Source organism: Rhabdaerophilum sp. SD176, from assembly GCF_030143245.1.
In the GTDB taxonomy this organism is placed as follows: Bacteria; Pseudomonadota; Alphaproteobacteria; order Rhizobiales; family Beijerinckiaceae; genus Rhabdaerophilum.
The window spans coordinates 336,660-348,687 of sequence record NZ_JARJNS010000005.1 but is presented as its reverse complement, the minus strand read 5'-3'; the positions used below and the strand labels follow the sequence as shown (position 1 = coordinate 348,687).

The window sequence follows — 12,028 nt, the reverse complement described above, 5'->3', positions numbered from 1 at the left end:
TGGCCCCTCGCCGTGAGTGCCGTGACCCGTCATGCGTGATCCCGCCTTCGACCCTCCCCAGGAGCCATTCCGGGGCCCGACGCCCGATGAGCTGGCGCGGGCGACGCCCTCCATGGCGCAATATCTCGAGATCAAGGCGCAGCACCCGGATTGCCTGCTCTTCTACCGGATGGGCGATTTCTACGAGCTGTTCTTCCAGGATGCCGAACAGGCCTCGCGCACGCTCGGCATCGTGCTGACCAAGCGTGGCAAGCATGGCGGCATGGATATTCCCATGTGCGGCGTGCCGGTGGTGCGGTCGGACGAATATCTCCAGCGCCTGATCGCCGCCGGGCACCGCGTCGCGGTCTGCGAACAGATGGAAGATCCGGCCGAGGCGCGGAAGCGTGGCTCCAAGGCAGTGGTGCATCGCGATGTTGTACGGATCGTCACGCCGGGCACCATTACCGAGGATGGCCTTCTGGACGCCCGGCGGGCCAACATTCTTGCGGCACTATCACGGCAGAAGCGGTCGACGGGCGGGCATGATTATGCAATCGCAGCGGTCGACATCTCCACCGGCGAATGCCACATCGCCCCGGTTCCGCTGGCCGACCTTGCGGGCGAACTTGCGCGGCTTGACCCCTCCGAATTGCTGGTTCCCGATGCGATCCGCGATGACGAGGCCTGCGCGCCGCTGTTCCAGTCGATCCGGGCGGCCGTGACGCGGCTTGCGCGGGAAGGGTTCGACCCGGCCTCGGCTGAAAAGCGGATCGAGAGCCATTTCGGCGTGGCGACGCTTGATGCGTTCGGGGATTTCTCGCCGGCGGAACTGTCAGCCTTTGCGGCGATCCTTGCCTATCTCGACCGGACGCAGCGCGGCCAGACGGTTCCGCTACAGCCGCCACGCCGCAGCCTTGCCGGGCAATCGATGCTGATCGATGCCGCCACCCGCGCCAATCTCGAGTTGATGCGCACCCTGGGCGGCCGGCGAGAGGGCAGCCTGCTGGCCACGATCGACCGAACCGTCTCGGCCGGCGGCGGGCGGCTGCTGGCGCAATGGCTGGCCGCGCCGCTGACCGAACTCGAGACGATCCGCCAGCGCCATGCTGCCGTGGGCGACCTTGTGGAGCGCTCGGCCTTGCGGGACAGCCTGCGGGACAGGCTGCGTGGCCTGCCGGATATGCCGCGCGCCCTGACGCGCCTCGCACTGGACCGGGCCGGCCCGCGTGATCTCGCCGCCATGGCACAGGGCATACGCCTTGCCGGGGAGATCGGCACCCTGCTCCTGACCGATCTCGACGGGGCTGGCCTGATCGGCCAGTGCCGGAACCAGCTGCTGGCGACGCCGGTCGAGGTGGGCGACCATCTCGCTTTCGCGCTGAAGGACGAGCTGCCGCTGCAGAAGCGCGATGGCGGTTTCATTCGCCCTGGCTACGATGCCGTGCTCGACGAATTCCATGCCCTCAGGGACAATTCGCGCGAGGTGGTTGCCGGCTTGCAGGGCCGCTACATCGAGGAGACCGGCTGTCGGCAGCTCAAGATCAAGCATAACTCGATGCTGGGCTATTTCGTCGAGGTGCCGCAGGCCGCGGGCGAACGGATGCTTCAGGCGCCGTTCAACGCGGTCTTCGTCCATCGCCAGACCATGGCGGGCGCGATGCGTTTTGCCACGGCCGAACTCTCGACGCTGGAGCACCGGATCGGCGAAGCCTCCGGCAAGGCGCTGCAGCGCGAACTCGATCATTTCGCGAATTTCGCCGAGGAACTGGGCGGCGTGGCCGTGCGGATCCTCGCAGCGGCGGAGGCGCTGGCCCGGCTCGACGTGCTGGCGGGCCTCGCCGAACTTGCCAGCGGCGAGGGCTGGACCCGCCCGCAGATGAGCGAGGATTGCGCCTTCGAGATCGTCGGCGGGCGCCATCCCGTGGTCGAGCAGGCCGTCCGGCAGGAAGGCGGCACTTTCATCGCCAATCATTGCCGACTCAGCCCGGATCCGGGCAGCTCTTCCGGGCGGATCCTGCTGGTGACCGGTGCGAACATGGCCGGCAAGTCGACCTATCTCCGCCAGAATGCGTTGATCGCCGTGCTGGCGCAGGCCGGCAGCTTCGTGCCGGCGGACGAGGCCCGGATCGGGATTGTCGACCGGCTCTTCAGCCGGGTGGGTGCGGCGGATGACCTGGCGCGCGGGCGCTCGACCTTCATGGTCGAGATGGTCGAGACCGCTGCCATCCTCAACCAGGCCGGGCCGCGCGCGCTCGTCATCCTCGACGAGATCGGACGGGGCACGGCGACCTATGACGGGCTCTCCATCGCCTGGGCGGCGATCGAGCACCTGCACGACCAGAATCGCTGCCGGGCCCTGTTCGCGACGCATTTCCACGAATTGACCGGCCTTGGCAGCAAGTTGCCGCGCCTGCACCCCGTCACGATGAAGGTGGCCGCCTATCGCGGCGACGTGGTGTTCCTGCATGAGGTGATCCCCGGCGCGGCCGACCGCTCCTATGGCATCCAGGTGGCCAAGCTGGCCGGGCTGCCGGCGCCGGTGGTGCGCCGCGCCGCCGCCCTGCTGGCGGAGCTGGAACGCGCCGACCGGGCGAGCCCGATGGCGAAGCTGATCGATGACCTGCCGCTATTCCAGCGCCCCTCAGCGGAGGCCGAGCCGGAGGAGGATGCCGTCCGCACACTGCTGGCGGAAATCCGCCCGGACGAGCTGAGCCCGCGCGAGGCGCTGGACTGGATTTACCGGCTGATCGAGGCCAGCCGCAAACCGGACTGACGGAAGGCTTGCGGCTACCGGGCGCGCAGGACCAGCGCTCCGTTCCAGGCAAGGCAGGCGGCGAGCCCGATTACCAGTGCGGGGAAGGAGCCGAGCGGCGCGACAAGCCACCCTGCAAGGGCCAGTGCGAGGGCGAAGCCCATCAGGCCCGGCAGGCCGCTGGCGATGACCGCCACAGTCTGCGCGCCGCCGATGCGCGGCTGCAGGATGGCGACGAGGCTCGACAGGACAATCGGGAAGACGGTGAGCAGACCGGAAAGCGAGGGGCCGAGGGTCCAGGACAGGCCGGTGACTGCGGCGACAAGACTGCCCACGGCCAGAGCCCGGAGCGGAATGGCGAACCAGGGCCGCGGCGGCGCGGCGATCCGCTCATTCGAGAGAAAGGGCCGGACGAGGCGGATCAAGACCGGGTAGACGACAAGGCTGGCAGCAAGTGCGGTGGCGAAGGCCCAGGGCACGCGCTGGAGAACCAGCGCGACCAGCGCCCATCCCGCGAGGCTGAGCAGAAGGCTGGGCAGGGTGGAAAAACGCTGCGCGGCATGAGCGTAGATGACACAGTAGATGCCGGTGGCAATATTGGTCACCAGCGCGCTCAGCAGCGCCTTCTCCATGAAGGCCGGCGGATGCTCGGCGGCGAGGAAGGCCAGAGCCGGGCCCGCCGAGATGGGCAGGGTGGCCAGCATGGCCGCGAGGAAAGGCCGCGAACGCTCCGCGAGCACTGACGTCGACACGACGATCAGGGCTGCTGTGCCCATCTTGGCAGCCAACAGAAGGAAGGAAGGGAGAATCATCGGAACTGCCTGGTTGACCCTTCCTAGGACGGATCCCTCCGGACAGGAAGGCGAGGCGGAAGCCCCTCCTGCGAAAAGATCGCGCTCTCTTCCCGGGCCTGATAGCACGTGCTTGCGTCCTCGGCGCTTGCATACCCTGCACGAAGCATTATTTTAGAATCATTCCAAACAAGGATGTTCCCATGCTCGCCTTCGGCAAGAAACCGCTGTCCGACCTCACCGAGCGGGAGGTTCTCGCCCTCGCCATCGCGAACGAGGAGGAAGACAGCCGGATCTACCAGGAATTCGCCGATGTCGCGGCTGAAGGCTTCCCGGCCTCGGCCGAGATGTTCCGGGCGATGGCCGAGGAAGAACGCGAGCATCGCGCCCGGCTGTTCGAGCTGTTCCGCTCGCGCTTCGGGGAGAACCTGCCGCCGATCCGGCGCGAGGATGTGCGCGGCTTCATGAGCCGCCGCCCGGTCTGGCTGACGCGCAATCTCAGCCCCGAGGCGATGCGCGAGGAAGCGGCGCTGATGGAGATCCAGGCCGCCAATTTCTACGACAAGGCGGCAAGCCAGGCGCTCGATACACGCGTCCGGGAATTATTCCTCCACCTCGCGGAGGTCGAGCGCGGGCATCGGAAAAAGGCCGATGCGCTCGAGGGCGAGCATCTGACGCCCGAGCATCTCGCCGACGAAGCCGCGACGCGCCATCGGCAATTCGTGCTGACCTATGTTCAGCCGGGCCTTGCCGGGCTGATCGACGGCTCCGTCTCGACGCTGGCACCGCTCTTTGCGGCCGCCTTCGCCACGCAGAGCAACTGGGAGACGTTCCTGGTCGGGCTCGCGGCATCGGTCGGGGCTGGCATCTCGATGGGCATTACCGAGGCCATGTCGGATGACGGGATCATTTCGGGCCGCGGCCCGCCCGTGGTGCGCGGCATCGTCTGCGGGCTGATGACCTGCCTCGGCGGGCTCGGCCATACCCTGCCCTATCTCGTTCCCTCGAGCTGGCCGAACGGCTTCTGGATCGCGACCACGCTTGCGGGGATCATCGTGGCGATCGAGCTGGTCGCCATTTCGTGGATCCGCACGAAATACATGGATACGCCGTTCCTCCGCTCGGTGTTCCAGGTGGTGGTGGGCGGCGTGCTGGTGCTGCTCGCCGGCATCGTGATCGGTGGTTCATAGGAATAATAGCCTTTTCACGGACGATAATCCGGTCTATCCCTGCCGTTTTCAGGCAGGGAGAACAGGATGGTTTCCCGCGTGGCGACCGTGGCCTTCGAGGGAATCGAGGCCCGCCCCGTCGATGTGCAGGTGCAGGTGGCGTCCGGTACCGTGAAGCTCAACCTTGTCGGCCTGCCGGACAAGGCCGTGGCCGAAAGCCGCGAGCGCATCCGCGCCGCCCTCACCGCCTCCGGGCTGGCCCTGCCGGCGAAACGCATCATCATCAACCTCGCCCCCGCCGATCTGCCCAAGGAGGGCAGCCATTATGACCTGCCAATCGCGCTCGGCATCATGGCAGCCATAGGCGCCATCCCGGGCGATGCGCTGGACGGCTATACCGTGCTCGGCGAGCTGGCGCTGGATGGCTCGATCTCGCCGGTGGCCGGCGTGCTGCCGGCGGCGATCGGCGCGAACCAGCGCGGGCACGGGCTGATCTGCCCGGCCCGGTGCGGGCCCGAGGCGGCCTGGGCCGGCAGCGAGATCGACGTGCTGGCACCCCAATCGCTGATCCAGCTGGCCAACCATTTCCGTGGCAGCCAGGTTCTGCGCCGGCCGGAACCGGCGATCCGAGTCGACACGAGCCCCCTGCCGGACCTGCGCGATATCCGCGGGCAGGAAAGCGCGAAACGGGCGCTCGAAATCGCAGCGGCCGGCGGGCATCACCTCCTCCTCAACGGGCCGCCGGGCGCCGGCAAGTCGATGCTGGCAGCGCGGCTGCCTTCGATCCTGCCGCCGCTGAGCCCGGCCGAATTGCTCGACGTCTCGATGATCCATTCGGTAGCCGGCCTGCTGACCGATGGCGCCCTGACCGACCGCCGGCCCTTCCGGTCGCCGCATCATTCCGCCAGCATGGCGGCGCTGACGGGTGGCGGCATCCATGCCCGGCCGGGCGAGATCTCGCTCGCGCATGGCGGCGTGCTGTTCCTCGACGAGTTGCCAGAATTCTCCTCGCAGGCGCTCGATGCGCTGCGCCAGCCGATCGAAACGGGGCTGGTCTCGGTTTCGCGCGCCAATCACCGCGCCACCTATCCCGCCCGGTTCCAGCTGGTTGCGGCCATGAATCCCTGCCGGTGCGGGCAGGCTTTCGATCCCGGCTTCACCTGCCGGCGGGCGCCGAACGAAAAATGCGTAGCCGCCTATGCCGGCCGGCTGTCCGGCCCGCTGATCGACCGCTTCGACCTTGTGATCGATGTGCCTGCTGTCGCGCTGGGCGATCTCTTCGTGCCGCCGCCGAAAGAAGGGTCGGCCCAAGTGCTCGAACGGGTTGTCGAAGCCCGGGCGCGGCAGGCCCGGCGCTATGGCGCCCTCGGCCTCGAGGGCATCCGGCTGAATGCTCAGGCTCCGGCCGGCGTGCTGGAGACGGTGGCGCCCCTCGACGGGGAAAGCGAAGCCCTGCTGCGCAAGGCCGCGGAACATCTCCGCCTCACCGCGCGCAGCTTCCATCGTGTGGTCAAGGTCGCCCGCACCCTGGCCGATCTCGACGGCACCGAGGCGGTGTCCCGCCCGCATTTTGCCGAGGCGCTCTCGCTCCGAAGCCGCTCGCTGGCGGGGCTCTGAGAGCAGCCGGCTTCAAGCATCCCTTAACGACATCCGCGAATCGGCGGGTGCGGGAAATGCCTTTGTAAACCTCGCGCCGCGATGATGCCGGAAACAACAAGACGGGCGTCACGGTGGATATCTCGCTGCTGGGGTTGCACCCCATCACCTATATGGCCACGGCTGCAGCGCTGGCTTTCGCGCTGGTGGCCATGGCCCTGCTGCGTGACCTGCACCGGCTGCGCGAGCAGCACGGACGGGCTGAGGCCGACCGCGCCCGGCTTGACAGCGAGCTCGACCGTCTCGGCCGGACCAGTGCACGGGTCGAGGCGAGCAACGAGGCCAAGTCCCGCTTTCTTGCCACGGTCAGCCACGAGATCCGCACCCCGCTCAATGGTGTGCTCGGCATGGCCGACCTGATGATGGATACGCCGCTGACGCCGGAACAGGCGAGCTATGCCCGAGCGATCAAGACTTCCGGCGAAGCTTTGCTCTCGCTGATCGAGGAGATCCTCGATTTCTCCCGCATCGAGGCCGGGAAGCTCGAGGTCCAGGATCAGCCGGTCAATCTCGCCAGCGTGGTCGAGGGTGTGGTCGAGTTGCTGGCCCCGCGTGCACAGGGGAAAAATCTCGAGATCGCGGCCATGCTCGATCCGGACCTGCCCGAAGCGATCCTCACCGATGGCGCACGGTTGCGCCAGATCCTGACCAATCTCGCCGGCAATGCGGTGAAATTCACTGAAACAGGTGGTGTCGGCGTCCGCGTCGACCGGTTCGATGACATGCTGCGCTTCACCGTGTCAGATACCGGGCCGGGCATTCCGGAAAACCGGCTCGATACGATCTTCGAGGAGTTCGAGCAGGTCGAGATGCAGGCCAGCAAGCATGGCGGCACCGGGCTTGGCCTTGCCATTTCCCGCCGGCTTGCGCGCCTGATGGGGGGCGACATCCACGCACGGTCAACGCTGGGCCACGGCGCGGAATTCGTCCTGCTTATGCCGCTCCGCCAGGCCGGCACGCCACGTGAGCGCGCTGCAGCGCTTCAGGCGGAGGGGCTCGAGGTTCTCATCCTCGCCGCAGGGCCTTTCGAAGGCGCATTCCTGGCCGGGCAGATCCGGCAGGCCGGCGGCCGATGCCGGATAGTCCGGCAGCCGGAAGATGCGCTCGCCGCCCTCGATGCGATGCCGGTCGATCTGCTGATGGTCGATGCGGCCTTCGGCGTCGAAGCTGCGCGGCAGGTCGTCCGTGCCAGCCTTGCGGCGGGCTGCAAACGCCATATCGTGCTGCTCTCCCCGTATGAACGGCGCAGCTTCGGCCCGCCATCGGCGGCGGGGTTCGACCGCTACCTCGTCAAGCCGGTCCGCAACCGATCGCTCGCCGCCCAGCTGGGTGACTGGGACGGGCCGGAAGCGGCGATTGTGGCGGAAGCGCAAGCAGCCAGCCTCGGCGAACCTTTGGCCAGGCGGCGGATTTTGATCGTCGAGGATAATGACATCAATGCCTTGCTGGCCGGAAGGCTGATCGAACGGCTGGGGGGGCGGCCGGTCCGTGCCTCGACCGGGCGCGAGGCGTTGACCTGGCTTGAAGCCTCGATCCTGCCGGGCGGCCAGCCTTTCGATGCCATGCTCTGCGATGTCCGAATGCCCGATCTCGACGGTCTCGCCGTCATCCGGGCCTGGCGGCGCCTCGAGGCGAGCCATGCACTCCGGCCGTTGCCGGCGCTGGCTTTGACGGCCAATGCCTTCGCCGAGGATCGCGAGGCCTGCCTCAATGCGGGCTTCGATGACTTCCTGCCCAAGCCGCTCGATCGCGACCGGTTCGTCTCGATCCTCGCGCGGCTGATGCCGCAGGCCAGACAGGTCGCCTGAGGCGCAGCCTTTCCATGGCTTTGAATTTGTCATTGAATTGTCATAAGCAAGGGGCAGAAGCATCCGGCAATCTGGGTTTAACCGGATATGCCAAGGGAGAATGCCCATGCTCCGGCCGAATGTGCCTGGTGCCCAACCGAGCCCCGCCAAGCGGCTCCGATCCCCCTTCCTCGATCCTCGCGCGCTCGTCGGCAGGCTGAACCCCACCAACCGGATCGTCCGGGATGGCGGCGGACTGCCCGATTCGCTCGGCCGGATTGGCTCGCTCGAAGTCCGGCTCGCACGGACAACGAAGGATATTCGCCGCGCCCAGCGGTTGCGCTACAATGTCTTCTTCGAGGAGATGAGCGCGACGCCGAATGCGCGCAACCTCATTTCCCGACGCGATGTCGACCCGTTCGACCGGATCTGCGACCACCTGCTTGTCATTGACCACGAGGGCAAGACGAGCCGTTTCGGCAAACCCAAACCGAAGGTGATCGGGACCTACCGTCTGCTGCGCTCCGAAGTGGCCGCTGCACAGGGCACCGATTTCTATACCGCCGGCGAATATGATCTCGGCCCGCTCCTTGCGGCGAATCGCGGGGCGCGAATGCTCGAGCTCGGCCGTTCCTGCGTTCTGAAGCCGTGGCGCACCAAGCGGACGGTTGAGCTGCTCTGGCATGGCATCTGGCGCTATGTTCTCCACCACAAAATCGAGCTCATGTTCGGCTGCGCCAGCCTTGAAGGCACCGATCCGGATGCGCTGGCGCTGCCGCTGGCCTTCCTGCATCACCATGCCCGGGCGCCCGAAGGCCTCTCGGCGCGCGCCCTGCCATGGCGCCACACGCCGATGGACCGGATGGAGAAGGATGCCATCGATCTCAAGGCCGCGATGAAGACGCTGCCGCCGCTGATCAAGGGCTATCTCCGCCTCGGCGCGCTGTTCGGCGAAGGCGCGGTGATCGACCGCCAGTTCGGCACCACCGATGTGTTCGTGGTCGTCAAGGTCAGTGCGATCGATCCGCGCTACATCGCCTATTACGGCGCGGATGCGAGCCGTCACACAGCCTGACCGGCAGCCTCGAGGCAGGCGCGCAGCCCTTCGCGATAGGTCGGGAATCGGAAGGCATAGCCCAGCCGCGCCTTGATGCGCGCATTCGAGACACGCTTGTTCTCGCCATAGAAACTTCGCGCCATCGGCGAGAGTTCGGCTGTCTCGAAGGGCTGCTCCGGCGGCGGCTCGATTCCGAGCAGGCCGGCCGCGTGAGCCACGACATCCTGCGGCGGGCAAGGTTCGTCATCTGTCAGGTTGAGGATGCCGAGCGGCCCGCTGCCGAGCAGGCCTACCGTGACAGCGCCGGCAATATCGCCGACATGGATGCGGTTGAAAACCTGGCCCGGCTTGACCAGCCGCCGCGCCGTACCGGCACGAAGGTTCTCGATCGCCGAGCGCCCGGGGCCATAGATCCCGGAGAGGCGGAAAATCCCTAGTTCCGCGTTCTGGCAGGCCGCAAAATCCTGCCAGGCCTGCTCGGCGTCAAGGCGCTGCAGGGAACGCGGCGAAACCGGTCTCGGGGGCGTGTCCTCATTCACCCAGCCGCCCTGATAATCGCCATAGACCCCGACCGTGGAGAGATAGGCGATCCGGGCGAGCGCCGGCATGGCAAGACGGGAAAGACCGGCCCGCAGCAGCGGATCGCCGCCCTCGTCCGGCGGGGCGGAAACGAGCAGATGGGTCGTATCGGAAAGCGCGGCCGCAAGCCGGGGCGGAATGACGCTCCCGTCAAAAACCTGTGCATCCCAGCCCGCTGCGCGCAAGGCGACCGCCTTCGCCTCGCTCCGGACCGTGACGATGATCCCTCCGGCCTGCGGCCGGATTTCGCGTGCAATCGCAGCGGCGGAATAGCCAAACCCGATGATCGCCAGTTGCATCATGCCTGCTCCATGACCGCGAGGGCGGCCTCCCATTCGTCCCGAACCTCCGGATCCGGCTCGCGCGGCAGGCGGTGCTGCGCGGCTTGCCTCACCTGCTCCGGCGGGGCGAGGCGAGCCAGCGCCCAGATGGCCATGCCGCGGACCAGAGTCGACTCGTCATCCAGCCGGGCCTCGACCATCGGCACGAAACGCGACAGGCCGGAATTGCCGATCGCGATCAGGACGTTGCGGACGAAGCGGTCGCGCCCCGTTCGCTTGATCGGCGTGCCGGCATAGAGCGCGCGGAAGGCGGCATCGTCGAGCCGGACGAGATCGGCCAGATCGGCGCCGGCCAGATCGCCCCGCAGGGCGAGCTTCTGGTCGCGGCTGGCGGCGGCGAACTTGTTCCATGGGCAGACGGCAAGGCAATCATCACAGCCGAAAACCCGGTTGCCGAAGGCGGGGCGGAGTTCGCGCGGGATGACCCCTTTGTGTTCGATCGTGAGATAGGCGATGCAACGCCGCGAATCGAGCTGGTAGGGTCCGGGAAAGGCGTCGGTCGGGCACGAATCGAGGCAGCGGCGGCAGCGGCCGCAATGATCCTCGCCCGACGGTTCCGGCGCGATATCCAGTGTGGTGTACACCGCACCGAGAAAGAGCCAGTTGCCGAAATCACGGCTCACCAGAACCGTGTGCTTGCCCTGCCAGCCGAGGCCCGCCTGCATGGCCAGCGGCTTTTCCATGACCGGGGCGGTATCGACGAAAACCTTCACCTCGCCGCCATGATGATCGACCAGTTCGCGCGCGAAGGCCTTGAGCCTCGCCTTGATCACGTCATGGTAATCACGCCTGAGCGCATAGAGCGCGAGGGAGGCCTTGTCCGGATGGGCGAGGCCGGCCAGGACATCGCCCTCGACACCGTAATTCGTGCCGAGCACCAGCACGGAACGGACGTCGGGCCAGAGCTGCCTCGGCGAAGCCCGACGCTCGGGTTCGCGGGCCATCCACCCCATCTCGCCTTCGAAACCGTTCGCCAGCCAATCGGACAGGCCGGCTGCGCGCGCGGCATCATTCTCGGGCGCCGCAACACCGAGGGCATCGAAACCATGCTTCTCCGCTAGCGGGCGGAGATTGGCGGCGCTCAGAAGTCCAGATCGGTGTAATGGCCCGCCGGCAACAGGCCGCGGATCCGGTCGCCCAGCAGGGTCCGGAAGGCCGGACGCGATTTCAGCTTCGCGTACCAGAGCTTCGCGGTCTCGTCGGCTGACCAATCCACTTCCCCCAGATAATCGATGGCCGAAAGCTGTGCGGCCGCCGCGAGATCGGCATAGGTCAGCCGGTCGCCCGCGATCCAGTTATGCTGATGCAGGATATGGCCGAGATAGTGAAGGTGGTAGCGCAAATTGCTCCGGGCCGCGCGGAGGATGCCGGGGTCCGGCGCGGTCGCGGCGCCGTTGGTCGCATGGCGCTTGAACAGCTTCTCGTTGAGCAGCGGCTCGCCGACCTCCATGTAGAACTTGACATGGAACCAGTTGAGCAGGCGACGGACCTCGACGCGGCCGGACGGATCCTCCGGCAGCAGGCGCCTGTCCGCGAGGGCAAGGCCGCGGGTCTCGTCCAGATATTCGGCAATGACATTGGCCCCGGGCACGACCTGCCCGTCCAGCTCAACAAGGACAGGGATCGTGCCGGCCGGGTTGAGCGCCAGGAATTCGCGTCGGCGCTCGAAGACATTCTCCTCGACGAGCTCGCCTTCCATCTGCAATTCGCCCATGATCAGGCGGACGAAACGGGAATGCGGATCGAGCGGGTGATGGTAAAGGGTGGCCATAAACTCTTGAGGGTTGTGCCGGAACCGCCGCGTGAAGCGAAGGCGGTAAGGTGGCTTTCATCAAGTTCCCGCTATAGAGGACAGCCACCGGGGCCTCAACCATGTTGACGGGATCCGGTGCCACGGCCCCCGACATGGTTATC

At 67.0% G+C, this 12,028-nt stretch carries 9 protein-coding genes; 5 read left to right on the top strand and 4 right to left on the bottom strand.

Translation table 11 applies throughout. The features are described 5' to 3' along the window. Nucleotides 1-31: 31 nt before the first annotated feature. Nucleotides 32-2,755, top strand: a complete 2,724-nt coding sequence (gene mutS, locus P0652_RS13910; RefSeq protein ID WP_284179424.1) for a DNA mismatch repair protein MutS — start codon at nt 32-34, stop codon at nt 2,753-2,755. 14 nt (nt 2,756-2,769) lie between these two features. Here mutS and P0652_RS13905 read toward each other — a convergent pair whose 3' ends face one another. Next, nucleotides 2,770-3,546, bottom strand: a complete 777-nt coding sequence (locus P0652_RS13905) for a hypothetical protein (protein WP_284179423.1) — start codon at nt 3,544-3,546, stop codon at nt 2,770-2,772. 182 nt (nt 3,547-3,728) lie between these two features. On the opposite strand from P0652_RS13905, the gene mbfA reads away from it, so the two are divergent. From mbfA to olsB, 4 genes are all read left to right on the top strand, one after another. Then, on the top strand, nt 3,729-4,715 hold the full coding sequence (gene mbfA / locus P0652_RS13900; RefSeq protein WP_284179422.1) for an iron exporter MbfA: 987 nt from the start codon (nt 3,729-3,731) through the stop codon (nt 4,713-4,715). A 66-nt stretch (nt 4,716-4,781) separates the two neighbouring features. After that, entirely contained in the window at nt 4,782-6,311 is a 1,530-nt protein-coding gene (locus tag P0652_RS13895; RefSeq protein WP_284179421.1) for a YifB family Mg chelatase-like AAA ATPase, read from the top strand. Between the two features lie 113 nt (nt 6,312-6,424). Beyond that, nucleotides 6,425-8,158, top strand: coding sequence for an ATP-binding protein (locus P0652_RS13890; RefSeq protein WP_284179420.1), 1,734 nt, complete (start codon nt 6,425-6,427; stop codon nt 8,156-8,158). A gap of 106 nt (nt 8,159-8,264) precedes the next feature. Then, nucleotides 8,265-9,212: a l-ornithine N(alpha)-acyltransferase gene (gene olsB / locus P0652_RS13885; RefSeq protein WP_284179419.1), complete on the top strand. Its 948-nt coding sequence runs from the start codon at nt 8,265-8,267 to the stop codon at nt 9,210-9,212. Here olsB and P0652_RS13880 read toward each other — a convergent pair. From P0652_RS13880 to P0652_RS13870, 3 genes are read right to left on the bottom strand one after another with little or no spacing between them, the layout of a single operon-like run. Next, a complete protein-coding gene (locus tag P0652_RS13880; RefSeq protein ID WP_284179559.1) occupies nt 9,200-10,072 on the bottom strand; it encodes an SDR family oxidoreductase in 873 nt (290 codons plus the stop codon). The two genes, olsB and P0652_RS13880, sit on opposite strands and share 13 nt — an antisense overlap. Continuing rightward, on the bottom strand, nt 10,072-11,199 hold the full coding sequence (gene queG, locus P0652_RS13875) for a tRNA epoxyqueuosine(34) reductase QueG (RefSeq protein ID WP_284179558.1): 1,128 nt from the start codon (nt 11,197-11,199) through the stop codon (nt 10,072-10,074). Before queG ends, P0652_RS13880 begins: the two co-directional genes overlap by 1 nt. Beyond that, nucleotides 11,196-11,885, bottom strand: a complete 690-nt coding sequence (locus P0652_RS13870) for a glutathione S-transferase family protein (protein WP_284179418.1) — start codon at nt 11,883-11,885, stop codon at nt 11,196-11,198. Before P0652_RS13870 ends, queG begins: the two co-directional genes overlap by 4 nt. Nucleotides 11,886-12,028: the final 143 nt, after the last annotated feature.